This is a genomic window from Helicobacter sp. 23-1048, from assembly GCF_053654545.1.
Window position 1 is genome coordinate 135,769 of the sequence record NZ_JBSIUT010000001.1, and the last position, 15,794, is coordinate 151,562.

At 39.8% G+C, this 15,794-nt stretch carries 21 protein-coding genes; 18 read left to right on the forward strand and 3 right to left on the reverse strand.

The features are described 5' to 3' along the window. The first annotated feature begins 33 nt into the window (after positions 1-33). From ACWIWK_RS00660 to ACWIWK_RS00715, 12 genes are all read left to right on the forward strand, one after another. The gene (locus tag ACWIWK_RS00660) at positions 34-657 is read left to right on the forward strand and encodes a hypothetical protein (protein ID WP_454149912.1); all 624 of its coding nucleotides are present in this window, start codon (positions 34-36) and stop codon (positions 655-657) included. Between the two features lie 36 nt (positions 658-693). Continuing rightward, positions 694-2,094 (forward strand): hypothetical protein, encoded by a 1,401-nt coding sequence (locus ACWIWK_RS00665; RefSeq protein ID WP_454149914.1) that lies wholly within the window; start codon positions 694-696, stop codon positions 2,092-2,094. Beyond that, positions 2,091-2,225, forward strand: a complete 135-nt coding sequence (locus ACWIWK_RS00670) for a hypothetical protein (protein ID WP_454149916.1) — start codon at positions 2,091-2,093, stop codon at positions 2,223-2,225. The genes ACWIWK_RS00665 and ACWIWK_RS00670 overlap by 4 nt, the downstream gene beginning before the upstream one ends. Before the next feature lie 19 nt (positions 2,226-2,244). After that, positions 2,245-3,519 (forward strand): hypothetical protein, encoded by a 1,275-nt coding sequence (locus ACWIWK_RS00675; protein ID WP_454149918.1) that lies wholly within the window; start codon positions 2,245-2,247, stop codon positions 3,517-3,519. 10 nt (positions 3,520-3,529) lie between these two features. Further along, a complete protein-coding gene (locus tag ACWIWK_RS00680) occupies positions 3,530-4,249 on the forward strand; it encodes a hypothetical protein (RefSeq protein WP_454149920.1) in 720 nt (239 codons plus the stop codon). 14 nt (positions 4,250-4,263) lie between these two features. Beyond that, positions 4,264-5,160, forward strand: a complete 897-nt coding sequence (trpC, locus tag ACWIWK_RS00685) for an indole-3-glycerol phosphate synthase TrpC (protein WP_454149922.1) — start codon at positions 4,264-4,266, stop codon at positions 5,158-5,160. A gap of 57 nt (positions 5,161-5,217) precedes the next feature. Continuing rightward, positions 5,218-5,478, forward strand: coding sequence for an AbrB/MazE/SpoVT family DNA-binding domain-containing protein (locus tag ACWIWK_RS00690; protein ID WP_454149924.1), 261 nt, complete (start codon positions 5,218-5,220; stop codon positions 5,476-5,478). A 2-nt stretch (positions 5,479-5,480) separates the two neighbouring features. Then, on the forward strand, positions 5,481-5,801 hold the full coding sequence (locus tag ACWIWK_RS00695) for a type II toxin-antitoxin system PemK/MazF family toxin (RefSeq protein WP_454151993.1): 321 nt from the start codon (positions 5,481-5,483) through the stop codon (positions 5,799-5,801). Between the two features lie 115 nt (positions 5,802-5,916). After that, positions 5,917-6,879, forward strand: coding sequence for an HTH domain-containing protein (locus ACWIWK_RS00700; protein WP_454149926.1), 963 nt, complete (start codon positions 5,917-5,919; stop codon positions 6,877-6,879). A 72-nt stretch (positions 6,880-6,951) separates the two neighbouring features. Then, complete coding sequence (locus tag ACWIWK_RS00705) at positions 6,952-7,923, forward strand: hypothetical protein (protein WP_454149928.1); 972 nt, start codon at positions 6,952-6,954, stop codon at positions 7,921-7,923. A gap of 183 nt (positions 7,924-8,106) precedes the next feature. Beyond that, positions 8,107-8,376 (forward strand): hypothetical protein, encoded by a 270-nt coding sequence (locus ACWIWK_RS00710; RefSeq protein ID WP_454149930.1) that lies wholly within the window; start codon positions 8,107-8,109, stop codon positions 8,374-8,376. Positions 8,377-8,381: 5 nt separating this feature from the next. Then, entirely contained in the window at positions 8,382-8,945 is a 564-nt protein-coding gene (locus ACWIWK_RS00715) for a hypothetical protein (RefSeq protein WP_454149932.1), read from the forward strand. An 11-nt stretch (positions 8,946-8,956) separates the two neighbouring features. Here ACWIWK_RS00715 and ACWIWK_RS00720 read toward each other — a convergent pair whose 3' ends face one another. Both ACWIWK_RS00720 and ACWIWK_RS00725 read right to left on the reverse strand, forming a co-directional pair. Then, positions 8,957-9,214, reverse strand: a complete 258-nt coding sequence (locus ACWIWK_RS00720; RefSeq protein ID WP_454149934.1) for a type II toxin-antitoxin system RelE family toxin — start codon at positions 9,212-9,214, stop codon at positions 8,957-8,959. After that, positions 9,214-9,435 (reverse strand): DUF6290 family protein, encoded by a 222-nt coding sequence (locus tag ACWIWK_RS00725; RefSeq protein WP_454149936.1) that lies wholly within the window; start codon positions 9,433-9,435, stop codon positions 9,214-9,216. The genes ACWIWK_RS00720 and ACWIWK_RS00725 overlap by 1 nt, the downstream gene beginning before the upstream one ends. A 315-nt stretch (positions 9,436-9,750) precedes the next feature. On the opposite strand from ACWIWK_RS00725, the gene ACWIWK_RS00730 reads away from it, so the two are divergent. The 6 genes from ACWIWK_RS00730 to trpA all read left to right on the forward strand — a co-directional run bounded on the left by ACWIWK_RS00730 (position 9,751) and on the right by trpA (position 14,334). After that, the gene (locus ACWIWK_RS00730; RefSeq protein ID WP_454149938.1) at positions 9,751-10,242 is read left to right on the forward strand and encodes a hypothetical protein; all 492 of its coding nucleotides are present in this window, start codon (positions 9,751-9,753) and stop codon (positions 10,240-10,242) included. 88 nt (positions 10,243-10,330) lie between these two features. Next, entirely contained in the window at positions 10,331-11,086 is a 756-nt protein-coding gene (locus ACWIWK_RS00735) for a phosphoribosylanthranilate isomerase (protein ID WP_454149940.1), read from the forward strand. Positions 11,087-11,230: 144 nt separating this feature from the next. Then, positions 11,231-11,611 (forward strand): hypothetical protein, encoded by a 381-nt coding sequence (locus tag ACWIWK_RS00740; protein WP_454149941.1) that lies wholly within the window; start codon positions 11,231-11,233, stop codon positions 11,609-11,611. Between the two features lie 127 nt (positions 11,612-11,738). Further along, positions 11,739-12,278: a hypothetical protein gene (locus ACWIWK_RS00745; protein WP_454149943.1), complete on the forward strand. Its 540-nt coding sequence runs from the start codon at positions 11,739-11,741 to the stop codon at positions 12,276-12,278. A 93-nt stretch (positions 12,279-12,371) separates the two neighbouring features. Continuing rightward, positions 12,372-13,565, forward strand: a complete 1,194-nt coding sequence (gene trpB, locus ACWIWK_RS00750; protein WP_454149945.1) for a tryptophan synthase subunit beta — start codon at positions 12,372-12,374, stop codon at positions 13,563-13,565. Continuing rightward, entirely contained in the window at positions 13,558-14,334 is a 777-nt protein-coding gene (trpA, locus tag ACWIWK_RS00755; RefSeq protein ID WP_454149947.1) for a tryptophan synthase subunit alpha, read from the forward strand. Before trpB ends, trpA begins: the two co-directional genes overlap by 8 nt. 68 nt (positions 14,335-14,402) lie before the next feature. On the opposite strand, the gene purB is transcribed toward trpA, so the two are convergent. Next, positions 14,403-15,764 (reverse strand): adenylosuccinate lyase, encoded by a 1,362-nt coding sequence (gene purB, locus ACWIWK_RS00760; protein ID WP_454149949.1) that lies wholly within the window; start codon positions 15,762-15,764, stop codon positions 14,403-14,405. Positions 15,765-15,794: the final 30 nt, after the last annotated feature.

Genomic DNA, 15,794 nt, shown 5'->3' on the forward strand with positions numbered 1-15,794 from the left:
CGTTTGATTATGAATTTTGGGAGGACATTGTAAGTGAATCTAAATAGTAAAAACACCGCACAAATGCCACCTAGCACGATAATCCAAAAAGATAAAATTATCTTTAATGATTATCCATACAAGCCTAGTATCGTCTGCAAGGGCAATGGGGTGCTTTTGGCAAAGGATATTGTGGCGTATATCACTTTGCCAAATGCTTTTGTGGTGGTAAATAGGCATTTTGGTGCACCATTTTATGAGCTCATAGCAATGCGATATGCGACAAGTGATGAAATCGCCACATTTGCCAAACGCAATGGTTTGCGCAAGTTAAATCATACGGATAATTGGATATATTTACTTGAGGAATATTTGGATACAGAGTATTCGCAAGAAACGCACGAAAATTTTATGGAGCGTTTGCGTAAAAATGGCTTTTTGGCACAAGAGATTGCTACTATCAAGGCAAAAGAAGGCAAAATGGTAGATTGGTGCAATGGATTTGCGTGGGAGTGGATTGCGCTTGATGTGTTTAGTTTGCTACATTTTGAGTTGCATAATCCCAAAGGTGTGATTAAATACTTACTTTTTCCTAAAAAATTTGATGATTTTTACAAAAGGGCTATGACTATCGCACTAAAAGGCGCGAATCTAAAATCGCTCAATGATTCGCTATAATTGCGCTTTTAAATTTTAAAAATACAAAGGATTGTAATGCCAAAACTACGATTTCTCGCGCTATTGCTATTTCTCACGCTAAATGTCGCAAATGCTATGTTTGACTACAATATTCTTAACATACGATTTGAGCTAGTAAGCAAATATGATTCATTGAATTGGGATGGGCGCAACAAAGACTTAATCACACCGCAAGATTTAGCAAACCTCCAAGACAAAGACTACAATGCCTTTGGGATTCCACTGCCTAAACGCATTATTTTTGAAGTCCTAAATTTTCATAAAAATCACAATGATGAATTTTCGCTTTTGGTAAAGCAATATCCATTTGCCCAGCTCATTTTCTCGCAATGGCAGACTATCAAACTCTATGAAAGGCACAAAGAATTAACGCAAAATCCAAAATTGAAATACAAAGACTTTATGAGTGAGCATTTTAGATTCACTTACAATGGCAGGAATCTCAACATTTATGAAGCAATCGCAAAGATGAAGTTGCAAGAGAGAAATAATGCAAACAACGAATCATATTATGGCATTGATGATGTTTGGACTACACTTGCTGATAACACTGAAAATCTTACACTTTATGACTTCATCTATGACATTATCCCAAATTCTATTAAAAGAGAGTTTCTAAAAGATGAATCTACAATGAAATCTTACTTACCCCTTAAAAGCGAATCTTTTGAATACACGCAAAATAATTTTAAAGATAAAATAGAATTACACACAAATATCTATGGCGATAAGCCTTTCAATGAAAAAAATATCAAAAAAGAGTGGCACACCATAAATGCGCTGAATCTCAAAGGCTATGACATTGCTTCAAAAGAGCTTATAATCCCAAAAGCAAAGCACAATAAATTAGGCATAGCATACAATGAGCTTTGGGAGTTAATGAATGTGAATCAAGAGGATTTGGAGTATTTTACATTTTGGGAGTTGAAGCACATTCCCGCTCCAGAATTAACAGAATATGACATTGATGAAGAAGGTGTAAAATACGCAGTGGGCGAATGGAATAAACATGTATTAGATTATAAAACAAAGGCTTCTTGGGAGGATATTCTTCGTTTTATGCAATCGTATGCACCTTATGCTGATAGTTATTTGCATCTTTATGGTGGAGAAATTTGGGATAGAGGCTCTGCATTTATAACAAGTAGCGAAATCAAAAAACTCGCTGCTACGCAATATTACCAAGCACAAATGCTGATTTTACATAATAATTTTTCTACAAACAACGCTATATTTGAAGAAGCAAGGCAACAAATGAGAAAAGACCCCAATATAGACTTTCACCCAACGACTAGACCCTCTTGTGCTGAATATTGCCATTATGTCGCAGGATTTGAGCTAGATGCTTATCTAGCCTACCGCTTCAATCAAGCATTGGCTTTGGTATTTGTGGGCGCGTATTATAAAGGGGAATGAATGGATATTTTAGCAAAGATTGTCGAATCGACAAAAGGCACGAATCTAACAAATCTAATGCGAATCTAGTGGCGATTCAAAGGATTCACGCAAATCTAAAAAGCGCGAATTTTCGCTACAATCACGCATAAAATTTATGGAGTCGATACGATGAAAAAAGTCTCATTTATCCTATTATTTATCATTTTAGGCTTGGATATTGCAGAGGCAATGTCAATAGGTAGGGCTCGGAATCCAAAAATCCACAACGACTTCCTACGCAATCGAGCCGATAAAGAAATATATTTAGGCATAAATACAGCCATAAATGCCATTGATAATTGGTGTCCTAATGATGAATATCAAATATTAGACCATAAAGTAGGCTTATATTTAGGTAAAATTATTTTTAGCAAAAATAAGCAAGGCATTTTAGCTCCAAAATTTATCCCTTCAAACATAGCAAATATCGCTAATGAAGCAGATAAAATCAATCCCTTGTGGCTTGATGAAATAAATAAAAATTATGTCCCACCGCAAACGCATTGTGATATGGGGTGTTTCACTATATACAACGCCAATAATGTAAAAACACTTTGCAAAAATAGCAAAAATAATATTACTTTAACAAAAGAGCAAATCATCTCATATTTTACGGAATTGCACAGGGCAAATACGGCGTTTATTCAAAATTACATAGATTCGATAAATGCAAATCGTGGTATTAAAGCATATCATTTGAATCATAAAGTCTATGATGAATTATTTAAAAAAGGCATTATTTTTTATGAATCAATGCTAAAATGGCAAGATGGCACTACGGAGCAACGCAATCAGCTTAAAATAATCGCATTAGACTACCTAGCAAAATCAAATCAATCTAATTTTAAAATCTTACTATATGATGAGCTATTTTATGCGTATTTGGTATGGAGTTTGAGAGATTATACGATTCGTTATTATCAAGGCTATCTCGCAGAAAAAAACAATATGCTATTTAATATAGCTACTTATATAGATGAGATATTTTTGTCAAGATATGATAATTGGAATCATTTGTTTTACAAACTACGAAATTATATTAGCGAAATGTATCATAGTGATTTATCGCAAGCATTAAAAGATGAAATACTTGGTAGTTCTGGTAATGGCTGGGAATATGGCTTTTTTAATGTGGAAGTTTCAAACTATCTTCCAACCGATGAAAAAGGATATTATCACACAGAGTGGGGGTATCCAAACTATTCGTTTGTCTCCCCAAACCAAGCCCTATTCACAAGAGGACAACCAATCACCCCCTCCCCACTTGGCAAATACTACTTTGAATTAAGCGATAATAAAGGTGTATTTATTGAGTTTTTTGATAGAATCTACCCAAGCATCACAAATCCCCCAAAAGGCTGGAGCAAAGAAATGATGCAAAAACTAGATTTTAAGTTAGAATAAGGTTACTATGGTGATAAAAATCGCAAAACAAATCAATCACACATTGAAGTGTTGCATATTGCCATTGTTGATATTGCAAATGAATTTATATTCTGGTTGTGCGCTAAATCCACTTAAGGCAGAGTATTTTTACATAAAAGAGCCATTTGACTTTACCAAGCAGGGAAATGTGTATGAAAAACACTTCACAATGCCACTTGATTTGTGGAGGCACGACCCGCATATTGCTATTCAAATATTTTTTAAGCCTGATACATATTGGAGGGATAGCTATCCCACAGATGATGACAGCGACATTAGGGTAGCATTTGAGAATCTCCCTATCAAAAATGGAGCGGATTTTATCAAGCGACTTGATTATATTTGGCGACCTGCGACTACAAATAAATTTGCTTATGGTTGTCGCCCTATATGCCATTGGGACGATTTGCAAAAGCAAAAGGTTTTAGAGATTTTGCAAAGCTATCACCCAAATCAGTATTTTAAATTTAAACTCATTTTTACGCCACTAGGCAATCCAAAGCTAAGGCAAGAGCAAATCTTAACATTGCCATTGTATTTTACAACAACAAAGGGTGATTTGTGGAGCGATGAGGGTATCATAACTTTGGCATTATTTGATACAAAAGTTTGGAGCAAATATAGCATTAGGCTTGAAGTGCTAGAAAACGCGCCTTTGCCAAGCGGCATTACGCCACATATTATCATCACAGGCGCATTTAGGAAATAATAAAAGGGGGATAAATGGATATTTTAGCAAAGATTATAAAATCGACAAAGGCACGAGTGGAGCGCGAAAAGGCGCAAATCCCTTTTAATGAAATGCGTGAAAAAGCGCAAACGCTGTATAAAAATCAGCTTAAATCGCTTGAATTAAGCGCAGATTCAATGATAAAGCCACCCTTTGCGTTTGAAAAGGCGTTAGATTCGCGTAGAGATTTAAGCGTGGATTCAAATGCGGATTCACGCTTAAATGGTGTAGATTCGCGCCACACAATGCACTTTATCTGCGAAGTCAAAAAGGCTTCGCCCTCAAAAGGCATTATCGCGGAGGATTTCCCATATCTCCAAATCGCGCGGGATTATGAGAGTGCGGGAGCGGATTGCATTTCCTGCTTGACAGAGCCAGAGTATTTTTTGGGTGCGGATAGCTATTTGCGCGAGATTGCAAATGCGGTAAAAATCCCCACTCTACGCAAAGATTTTATAGTGGATAGCTATATGATTTATGGTGCGAAAGTTTTGGGCGCGGATTGTGTGTTGCTCATTAGCGAGGCGTTAGAATTAGCGCAAATGGTGGAGTTTTGCGACATTGCAAAATCGCTTGGATTAAGCGTTTTGATAGAATCGCATAGCGAGGGTGCGCTTCAAAATGCGCTTCAAACCTCCGCGAAACTCATCGGCGTAAATAACCGCGACTTGCGGAGCTTTAAAGTGGATTTAGGCACAAGTGTGCGCCTTAAAAAGCTTGTCCCAAAGGACAAAATCTTTGTCAGCGAATCGGGAATCGCCACAAGAGAGGACATTGCCCTTTTAGAATCGCACGACATAAACGCCGTCCTCATCGGCGAATCACTAATGCGACAAAATGATAAAACAAAAGCATTAAACGATTTGCGAGGCACTCCACAATCAATTTGATTTTTAAGAAATGTTTGGTATTATTATAAAATAATTATTTTTTCTAAAGGTGTTAATATGACAAAGCTCGTAAAAATAGGCACTTCTTATGGTATTCGCATACCAAAAATTTTTATACAAAAAGCGAAGTTGCAAGATGTTGAGATTGATTTAAAATTACTAAAAAATGGGCTCTTGCTAACCCCACATAAACAACCTCGTGCTTCTTGGAATAGTGAGAATCTACGCAAAAAAGCAATGCAAAAAAAACACAGCACAACATTCCAAGAATTGCAAAATGAATTTTTGGGCGAAGATATAAAAGAGTGGGATTGGTAGTTGTGCGTGAAATAAGGCAGTTTGAGATTTTTTGGATAGATTTAGACCCTACAAAGGGCAAAGAAATCGCCAAAAAGCGTCCTTGCGTGATTATCTCGCCAAATGAACTAAATTACTTGCAAACGCGACTTATCGCACCTATCACTTCAAAGGGTTTTGACGCACCTTTTCGGGTAGATTTTAGCCTAGAAGGGAGGAATGCTAGGATTTTGTGCGACCAGATTCGGTGCGTGAGTGTGGATAGATTTTTGGATAAAATTTGTGATTTAGAGCCAAAGACACAAGAAAAGCTAAAGGCTATCTTGGCGGAAATGTTTGCATAAAGTAAGCGAGGAGCAAGTTTGTAAAATTTACATCTAAAACAATCAAAACACCACAAAGATATAATTTTATAAAAAAAAAACAGATATAATGGCTTTTAAAAATCAAGGAGTGAAAATGACATTTTTAGAATTAGCCGAAGCGGTTTTGAAAAAAGCAGAAACGCCGTTAAATTATAAAGAAATGTGGGAAAGCGCAAAGGTAATGGGGCTTGATAAGCAAGTTAATAGCACAGGACAGACACCGTGGCAGACAATGCAGGCGTTAATGTATGTCAATATGCGAGATAAAGCGGATTCAACAAAATTTTTTATTGCAAGCAAACGCCCCACGACATTTTGGCTAAAAGAACGCGAAAAGGAATTAAGCAAACCAAACGCACAAGTCCAAAACACCACAACACAAAACATAGAATCTAAAAAGCAAAAAGAAACATTCTGCGAGCGTGATTTACACCCCTTGCTTGTATATTTTTTGGCTAATGATGAGGGTTTTTCGTTGCATTCAAAAACTATCTTTCACGAAAGATGCACCAGAAAAGAACAAGGCAGAAGCAAGTGGAATTACCCCGATATTGTGGGGGTGAAATTCCCTTTTAGCAGGGAGATAGAGACGCTTGATTTGCTAGCTAATATCAATCAAAGCGAATACAAACTCTACTCATTTGAGCTAAAAAAATCCATAGATTTTAGCAATCTAAAAGAATATTATTTCCAAGCCGTATCAAACTCTAGCTTTGCAAATGAGGGTTATCTCGTAGTGTTTGAGTATATTGATAAAGAAGTGCTAGGCGAGCTGAAGCGACTAAATGCGAGTTTTGGCATAGGGGTAATCCAGCTTAAAGCTGATGTGCTAGATTCTGAGGTGGTTTTACCCGCTACACAAAGAAATTTAGACATTGAAACGCTCAATATGCTTGTCGAGGAAAGCCCTTGTTTTAAAGAATTTATCAAAGATATAAATGAACATATTAGGGCAAAAAAGCAAAATCTAGACTACACAAAAGATAAGTTTGACAAAATCTTAAAAGATGAATATGAAGTAGAAACATATAAGGCGAAATACAACATTGCGGAGTAGATTTACATTCCACATTTTGCTATATTTGCTACAATCACGGTTTTAAATTTTAAAACACAAAGGACAGCACAAATGAAAAACGCATTAGCAAGGATTGTGGTTTTTATCGCGGTAGGATTGTGCGGGGTTGGCGTATTTTTTAGCGGTTGTGCGAAAGATAGCGAGGCTACGCAAATCATCATAGAGCAAATCAAAGCACAAGAAGCGGTGGCAGAAATCCTCCCAACTGATGAACGACCGATTTTTGTGGATTCTAAAGGCAGGGAAGATTGCAAACTTGCACTGATATTTAAGCTAGATTGGGGGAGAGATGAGGAGGGATTTTCAACGCGTGTTGAAAAGCCATTCAAAGATAAGCTAAAAATTGCGAAAACTAAATCTAAGACTTTTTGGGACGGGGAATGCGTAAATGGCTATGCAGATGGCATCGGTGCGGAAATCTCCCCAAATGGCGAGGTGTTAATCGCAGAGTATAAAGACAAAATCCCGCGCTATGTCTATGCTTATACACCAAAGGGCGTATTTAAGCGCGATTATGAAGTCTTTATCGCGCAATATGAGGAGGGCTATGAGGACATATATGATAACCATAGATATGGCTTGCGCTCCAAAAATAAGGGACAACACATTAACATAAAAAACAAATGGGTAGAATTTACCATAGAGGATAACAAAGACAAACAAGCAGGGGATAAAAAAGATAGCTGCGAAAGCCAAACTTGCAATCCAGCCAACGAATGCGAGCGTGAGAATCACAAAGCGCAAGATGAATGCGATTGGTTTGATGAGGATAATATAAAGGATTTAAGCAAGTATAAAATCGATTTAGAGGATACATATAATACGCTCAAACAATCTATCGCTATCATAGAACACTATAAGCAAAAAACCTGCGCAAATCCTAACGCCCTAAATAGCGCAACAAACGCCACTACAAAGCATAATAGCCATTATGAAATATGTAGCATAGTGATAAACTACGAAGATGGAATGAAGTTTTTAGCACAATTACTTGCCAAACTTCCAAATGAAGCAAAAAAATAGTTTGAAATGGTGGAATACGCGTTTTAATGCGTTATTGTGAGCAGATTTGTCAAAATCCGCGTGGCAATCTATTTATTTTTTCATTATATCGTAGATTGCCACGCAAGTCTTGCGACTCGCTCGCAATGACGATATATTATTTACGATAAAATATATTTTAAATTTTAAAAAGGACAAAAACAAATGAAAACATTACGCAAAATCTTTGCGCTCATCGCGCTTTTGGCATTTGGGAATCTCATCTCGCTTAATGCCTTTCCTAGTGAAATGGCGACTAGCGGGTGTTTTAGAACTTGGACTCCACTAAAGGAATTTTATGAAAATGGGCTTACCCCGCAACTAGCCTCGCAAAAATTCTGCGTTGATAGGGAGTTTCGCAAAAAGGTGCAAAGAAAATACGCGTTAATTTTAATACAAGCCCTGATACAATCATCGCTGATAAATCACGCATAGAGCGCGTGAGACTGCATAATGGAAGCAAAATCGCCTCTTATGACACACGCGGGATTTTCCCCAAAGAAGTAGTGTTTTTGGATAAGGACGATAATTGGGGATATATAAACGCAAATGTAACGGCGATAACGCACCCGCACACTACTATTGCCAAAGTGTATGAACGCTTACGCAAAGAGGAGCTAGAAAATGCTGCATTCCCCGTGTATATGGGCGAAATAGTCCCGCTAGACTTTGTCAATAAAATTTTCCCCGCCACAATGCCTACGAAAGATTATGGCGCGTTTTTAGACTATGATATGGGAGCAAGGATAAAGATTGCGCTAAGCAAAGAGGAGCGAGAAAAAATACAGCAAAGCGAATACGAATATAACCTAAATGATTTTAGCGTAGTAGAGATTGGCGAGGATAACGGCGCGGGCTGGGCAGTGCCTTTGTGGGATTTTGGGGTTATCACTTGGGCAGATTCTAGCCGAATGCTTTTTGAATTTGATGAATGCTCTGGCTATTATTTCAAGCAAGTAGGCGATGATGTGTGGCTTATCAATTTGCATTATCAATGTGTGTAGGGGGTTGTGAGTTATTTATATGCTTCGCTTCTGTGCGTGATTTCAAGGCAGAGGATAATGAGTTCATTATCGTTGATATGACAGATAAGCCGATAATCACCAACGCGATAACGCCAAAGCCCAAAGAGATTCCCCACCAAAGCCGTGCCTTTGTCGCGGGGATTTTCTAGGGTTTCTAGCTCGTCTGTATATTTTTTAATTCGCTTTTTTATAACGCTATCTAATTTGTCAAATTGCTTTTGTGCTTTTTTAGAGTATGCAAATTCCATTAGATTCCCAATTTTTTATAAAGTTCTTTGGCTGGAATACTCTCTTTGCCACTCTCCAAATATTCTTTATACGCTTGCTCGCCAATCCTCGCATCCTCTAAATCCTCCAAATATTGCAAAATCATCTCTTGCAAAAGGTGTTCTTGCGAGATGCTGCGCTCTTTTGCTAGATTGAGTAGCATTTTTTCTGCCTCTTTTGGCAATTCTACAACTACGCTCATTTGCTTATCCTTTATCGTAAAATCTAGCAATTATAGCATAAAGCACTCAATTTACGCATTTGTTGTTGTCATATTGAGGTTTTGCTAGAAACCGAAATATCTCTATTTTGCAAAGATTGGGATACTTCGGGCTACGCCACTCAGTATGACAACAAATTGTCATTGCGAGCAAAAATAAGCATAGCGAAATTTTTGCGTGGCAATCCATTCAAACAATGCTACAAAGTGGCAAGTGCAAGGAATAAACGCTAAATTTTAAGCGAATTTGGGCTACAATATCGCTTTTAAAATTTAAAAATACAAAGGAGCAAAACAATGGGATTTATCGCAAAATGCGAAGCGTGCGGAGAGAATCTAAACAAATTTGAGACACTCTCTGTTTATCAAAGTGTGATTAACGGCGGGATTATCGAGTGCAAAAAATGCAAAGCACGATATAAATCCAAATTTAAAACGGCGTGGTGCAACGGGGTAGTGGGGTTAGAGAGCATTGTATTTTTATGCGTTGTGGTGGTGGCAATCGCTATTGAGCCAATATGGCGGTGGATTTCTAAACTCACTGCAAAAGAACCAAACTTTGCAGAACAAATGTATATGCAATACAAAGCGCAATCTCGCTCTTTTGGAGACACAGTAGAGCAGATAAACTCGCAACTTTTGCAAACAATCAATGCAATAGATAGTAGAGAAAACTTTTTTTGGTATTGTCTTTTTGGTGTGTTTATTTTTATAATACTTTTTCGCGTTGCGATGACTTATTATGTCCCGCTACGCAAGATTGATGGCAAAGATGAGGAGTTTTTTTGATATTCGGCAAAAAGATTGATTTTTAAATTTTAAAGGACAAAGCAAAAATGGCAGTTATCTTATGCGAATGCAACATAAAAGGCAATAAATGAAAATCAAATTTTGTGGGTTGTTTAGGGAGTGTGATATTGATTTCGCAAACGCGCTAATGCCCGATTTTGTAGGCTTTGTGTTTGCGAAAAAATCCAAGCGATTTGTGGATTTTACTTTGGCAAAAAGGCTAAAATCAAATCTAGATTCGGGAATCAAGGCGGTGGGTGTGTTTGTAGATAGCCCTGTGGAGCGCGTTTGTGAAGCGGTGCAAAGCAAAATCATCGACATAGTGCAACTTCACGGCAATGAAAATAACGCCTACATTAGCGCGTTGCGTGAATCTTTGCAAAAAGATTATGGCAAGAGTGCGACTATTATCAAAGCGATAAAAATGCACAATTCGCGCTCTTTTAGTGAGGCTTTAAAATCAAGCGCGGATTTTATCTTGCTAGATAGCGCAAATGCGGGGAGTGGAGTGGCGTTTGAGTGGGAGATTTTGGAGGGGAAATTGCAAGATTCGCGCGATTTGCAAAATGCAAAATCAAACAACGCCGATTCGCAACATTTGGATTCACAAAATTTGCGGGGTTTAGATTCGCAGGATTCGCGTGTTTCACAAGATTTTGCCCACGATTTTGCTTCGCGCTTTTTCCTCGCAGGTGGGATAAATGCGGATAATCTGCCCCGCGCAATGTCGCTCAATCCCTATGCGATTGACATTTCAAGCGGAATCGAATCAAATGGCAAAAAAGATTTTGCTAAAATGCAACAAATCATCAAAACCCTCCGCGCTAGTGGCGAATCCAAATAAGATTCATAGCGGATTCATAGCCCCAAAGCGTGGATTTTATACGGCGCGATTTTAGATTCTCTATAATTGTGATTCGCATAAATCCATTAAATTTTCGCTACAATCGCATTTTTAAAATTTGTGATTCTAAATAAGGGGCAAAAAATGAAATTATCCAACAAATGCAAAGTATGTGGCAATAATATAAGCCACTTTAATGCAGAACAAGAAGTGTCGTATGGGGATTGGACAGATGATAATGAAAGAGACAGGGCGCGAGGCTTTAGCATAATAATATGCCCGATATGCAAGACAAAATACAAAACAAAGCCCGTAAATAAAACACACATAACGATTATGTCGGTGGCTCTTGGCGTCATAGCTTTGCTTTGCCATATATTATTTGATATAGGCTATTTGGTGGCGTTTTTTGGGATTTTTGTATGCGGAACCGTGGCTGGTTATATTATATTAGATTGTCTTGATAGCACTTTTGAGCAAGTCATAGAAAACGATGAGGCTAGTAAAGATAAGGGGCTAAAATGAAAAAATTAGTATTTGCATTACTTATATTGTTTAATTTTTCGTATAGTGAAACGGGCAGATTCTATGGAAATGAAATTGCCCACTGAAATCAAAGATAGATTCAATGCGGTAAATACAAAGGATTCGCGTGAAAATGTGGGCTGTGGCGTTTGGCTTGTTTGGGATTTTGCTAACGCTTTTTGCACTAAATGGCTGTGATTATCCTACGAGCTATAAGGCGTTTGTGCATAGAAGTATGGATAGTGAATACAAAGAATACGAGCGACTTTGTAAAGAGAATCTAGGTAAGGTAGTGTATGCTAGAGCAAGACAAAATCTAACAACAAACAATATAAAGACAAAAAGTTTTATGTGGTTTTTGCCAAATAAACAGATTGTGCCACAGGTTGTAGTGCTTTCAGATTCTAGCACGGCTCGTGCATTTTATATAAAAATCATAGGATTTCATTATGATACATTATGGAATAAATTTTACCCAGAACTATTTATAATGCCACATAGCGAAACGAAATATTTGTATTGTGGAGCAAATTTAGAAGATTCTATCAATGAAATTAAGCAAGAAGCAATGAACAATAATAGCGATATTGGCGAGATATTTAATGATGAAAATGGCTTTGATTCATATACGCCTTATATGTTGAAAATATTATTTAAAGAGAAATAAAATGACTTGCAATAAAAAATACTCACTTGGAATCTATGGTAAAATTAGCGTTGGCAAGTTAATGGATATTTTCACTAACGAAAGGAATTGTAAATGAACAAAGCATATTTTGGCGAGTTTGGTGGGCAGTTTATCCCTGAGACGCTGATGAATTGCGTCATAGAGTTAGAGAGGGCGTATAATTTTTATAAAAACGACAAGGGCTTTAATGCCGAGCTAACCGAACTTTTTAATGGCTATGCGAATCGCCCCTCCCCACTCTATCACGCTAAAAAGTTGAGCGCGGATTTAGGTGTGAAAATCTACCTAAAACGCGAAGATTTAAACCACACAGGCTCACACAAGATAAACAATGTGCTTGGACAAGCCCTACTAGCGCAAAAAATGGGCAAGACGCGCATAATCGCCGAGACAGGCGCAGGACAGCACGGCGTGGCTACGGCTACGGCAGCGGCACTTTTGGGGTTGGAATGCGAGATTTTTATGGGTGCGGAGGATTGTATCCGTCAAGCGTTAAATGTCTATCGTATGCGCCTTTTGGGCGCGAAAGTCAATGCTGTAAAAAGCGGGACTGCCACGCTAAAAGACGCTGTAAATGAGACGCTTAAAGAATGGACTACGCGAATCGATGATACGCACTATGTGCTAGGGAGCGTTATGGGACCACACCCGTTTCCTACCATCGTGCGCGACTTTCAATCGGTGATTTCGCGTGAGAGTAGAGAGCAGATTTTAGCGTTACAATCGCGTCTGCCAAATATGATAATCGCCTGTGTGGGCGGTGGAAGCAATGCGATAGGAAGCTTTTATCACTTTTTAGAGGACAAAGAAGTCGCATTAGTGGGCGTGGAAGCCGCAGGGCGTGGCATTGAGACAAAGCAAACAGCAGCCACCATTAGCACGGGCAAAGCGGGAATCTTTCACGGAATGAAATCGCTCTTTTGCCAAGATGAGTTTGGACAAATCGCGCCTGTATATAGCATAAGCGCGGGGTTGGATTATCCGGGCGTGGGACCAGAGCACGCATTTTTACACTCACAAAATCGCGCCAAATACGAGGCGATTACCGATGATGAAGCGGTGAGCGCGTTTGAGTATCTCTCACGCGTAGAGGGGATAATCCCCGCGATTGAATCTGCTCACGCGATTGCGTATTTGCGAAAAGTCGCGCCAAATCTGCCAAAAGATTCGCTAATCATAGTTACGCTATCAGGGCGCGGGGATAAGGACTGCGCAGCGATTGCAAGGTATCGCAATGAATCTTTGGAGGGCGAAGTGTATGAATAGTGAGATTTTTGCGGGACGCAAGGGCTTTGTGGCGTTTATCGCGTATGGTTATCCTAGCATTGAAGCGAGTGAGAAACTCATCGAGGTTATGGCACAAAATGGCGTGGATTTGATTGAAATCGGGATTCCATTCTCCGACCCCACAGCGGAGGGCGCGCTCATCGCAAACGCCAATGAAATCGCCCTAAAAAATGGCATAAATACGGATACAATCTTTGAATCTTTAAAGCGTGTGCGGGAGCGTGTGAGCGCGAATCTGTCCTTTATGACTTATGCAAATGTCGTGTTTTCTTATGGCAAAGAGCGGTTTATCACGCAAATGCGGGATTTGGGAATGTGTGCGCTGATTTTGCCCGATGTGCCTTTTGAGGAAAAGGGCGAGTTTGAGAGCGAATGCAGGGCAAATGGTGTGGATTTGATTTCTTTTATCGCGCCTACGAGTGTGGATTCTGCGGATAGAATGGCGCGAATCGTGCGCGAGGCAAGAGGCTTTATCTATTGTGTGAGTTCGCTTGGCGTAACGGGAATGCGTGAAAATGTCGGCGTGGGTGTGCGCGAAATGGTGGCACAAATAAAGCAGATTCGCGCAGATATTCCTGTGGCAGTGGGATTTGGCATATCAAATGCGCAAAAAGCGCGTGAAATAGCAGAGTTTGCCGATGCCATAATCATCGGTAGCGCGATTGTGAAGCTATGCGAGAGCGAAAAAGATTGTGTGCAAAAAGTCGGCGCGTTTGTCAAAGAAGTGCGAGAAGCGTTAGATTTATAAAAATACCATAAAAATTGCCAACACTAAATGCACCTCACAAATTACTTTGGGCGAGCATTTTTAGATTCTCACTCGCCAAACACCCGCTTAAAGATACTATCCACGCTTTTTGTGTAGTAGCTCACATCAAAGCATTCTTTTATCGCCTGCTCGCCTATCGCGCTTACCAATTCAGAATCTTCAAGCAAATATTGCAGATACAGGCTCTCTCCGCGCTCATTTAGCGCGCTTTTGCCCCCTGCGCTTTTCCCCTCTTGCACCTCATTATTTTGTAGATTTTGCCACACCCTCATCGCATTTCTTTGCACGATTTTATAGGCGTTTTCGCGTGAGATTCCCTTTTTGGGTAGCTCTAAAAGCACGCGTTGAGAAAACACAAGCCCGCCTGTGAGATTAAGATTTTTACGCATATTTTTAGGATACACCACGAGCTTATCTAGGAGCTGTGTGAGGCGAGCGAGCATAAAATCCGTAGTGATAAAGCTATCAGGCAGGATAAATCGCTCCACGCTAGAGTGGCTAATATCGCGCTCGTGCCATAAGGCGACATTTTCCATAGCAGGCAGGGCGTAAGCGCGAATCACGCGACAAAGCCCCGTGATATTCTCGCTTAGCACGGGGTTTCGCTTGTGTGGCATAGCAGAGCTTCCCTTTTGCCCCTCTTCAAAGAATTCTTCAGCCTCATACACTTCCGTGCGTTGCAAATGGCGAATCTCAACGGCGATTTTCTCGCAACTGCTTGCTAGCAGGGCTAAATCCGTGATGACTCGGGCGTATCTATCGCGCTGGATTACTTGGTTGCTTACAGGGGCTGGCTTTAGCCCGAGATTTTCGCATACGAGCTCTTCTAGCTTCATCGGCGTGTGGGCGAGATTTCCCATCGCCCCGCTTAGCTGTCCCACACTGATAATCTCAAGGCTAGAATGCAACGCGTCTAAATGCCTGCCTAGCTCGGCAAACCACACCGCGCACACTAGCCCAAAAGTGATAGGCTCGCCGTGAATCCCGTGGCTTCGCCCCACCATAACCGTGTCTTTGTGTTCATAAGCGCGCCTTTTTACCACTTCGCGCAAATTTTTCACGCCATCAATGATGAGTTTGAGAGAATCGCGCATCTGCAACGCCACCGCCGTGTCGATACAATCACTGCTCGTAATGCCATAATGAAACCACCGCGACTCCTCGCCCAAAGATTCTGCCACGCTCGTGGTAAAGGCGATTAAATCGTGCTTGGTAACCGCTTCAATCTCATCGATTCGCTTTATGTCAAACTTCGCATTCGCGCAAATCTTTTCGCAATCGCTATCAGGGATTAGCCCTAGCTTGTTCCACCCGCGCACAAGGGCAATTTCAACCTCTAGCCACGCGCTATACTTCGCCTCCAAACTCCATAATGACTTCATTTGCTCTCTTGCATATCGCTCTACCATTTTGTTGTCCTTTGCATTGCTACTCCTTTT

Bases quoted from the DNA above. Each gene is read 5' to 3' on its own strand.
- purB (WP_454149949.1), bottom strand. From the start codon at position 15,764: ATGGTAGAGCGATATGCAAGAGAGCAAATGAAGTCATTATGGAGTTTG.
- ACWIWK_RS00675 (WP_454149918.1), top strand. From the start codon at position 2,245: ATGAAAAAAGTCTCATTTATCCTATTATTTATCATTTTAGGCTTGGAT.
- ACWIWK_RS00665 (WP_454149914.1), top strand. From the start codon at position 694: ATGCCAAAACTACGATTTCTCGCGCTATTGCTATTTCTCACGCTAAAT.
- ACWIWK_RS00730 (WP_454149938.1), top strand. From the start codon at position 9,751: ATGGGATTTATCGCAAAATGCGAAGCGTGCGGAGAGAATCTAAACAAA.
- ACWIWK_RS00725 (WP_454149936.1), bottom strand. From the start codon at position 9,435: ATGAGCGTAGTTGTAGAATTGCCAAAAGAGGCAGAAAAAATGCTACTC.
- trpB (WP_454149945.1), top strand. From the start codon at position 12,372: ATGAACAAAGCATATTTTGGCGAGTTTGGTGGGCAGTTTATCCCTGAG.
- ACWIWK_RS00690 (WP_454149924.1), top strand. From the start codon at position 5,218: ATGACAAAGCTCGTAAAAATAGGCACTTCTTATGGTATTCGCATACCA.
- ACWIWK_RS00740 (WP_454149941.1), top strand. From the start codon at position 11,231: ATGAAATTATCCAACAAATGCAAAGTATGTGGCAATAATATAAGCCAC.
- ACWIWK_RS00710 (WP_454149930.1), top strand. From the start codon at position 8,107: ATGAAAACATTACGCAAAATCTTTGCGCTCATCGCGCTTTTGGCATTT.
- ACWIWK_RS00670 (WP_454149916.1), top strand. From the start codon at position 2,091: ATGAATGGATATTTTAGCAAAGATTGTCGAATCGACAAAAGGCACGAA.
- ACWIWK_RS00735 (WP_454149940.1), top strand. From the start codon at position 10,331: ATGAAAATCAAATTTTGTGGGTTGTTTAGGGAGTGTGATATTGATTTC.
- ACWIWK_RS00720 (WP_454149934.1), bottom strand. From the start codon at position 9,214: ATGGAATTTGCATACTCTAAAAAAGCACAAAAGCAATTTGACAAATTA.
- trpA (WP_454149947.1), top strand. From the start codon at position 13,558: ATGAATAGTGAGATTTTTGCGGGACGCAAGGGCTTTGTGGCGTTTATC.
- ACWIWK_RS00700 (WP_454149926.1), top strand. From the start codon at position 5,917: ATGACATTTTTAGAATTAGCCGAAGCGGTTTTGAAAAAAGCAGAAACG.
- trpC (WP_454149922.1), top strand. From the start codon at position 4,264: ATGGATATTTTAGCAAAGATTATAAAATCGACAAAGGCACGAGTGGAG.
- ACWIWK_RS00705 (WP_454149928.1), top strand. From the start codon at position 6,952: ATGAAAAACGCATTAGCAAGGATTGTGGTTTTTATCGCGGTAGGATTG.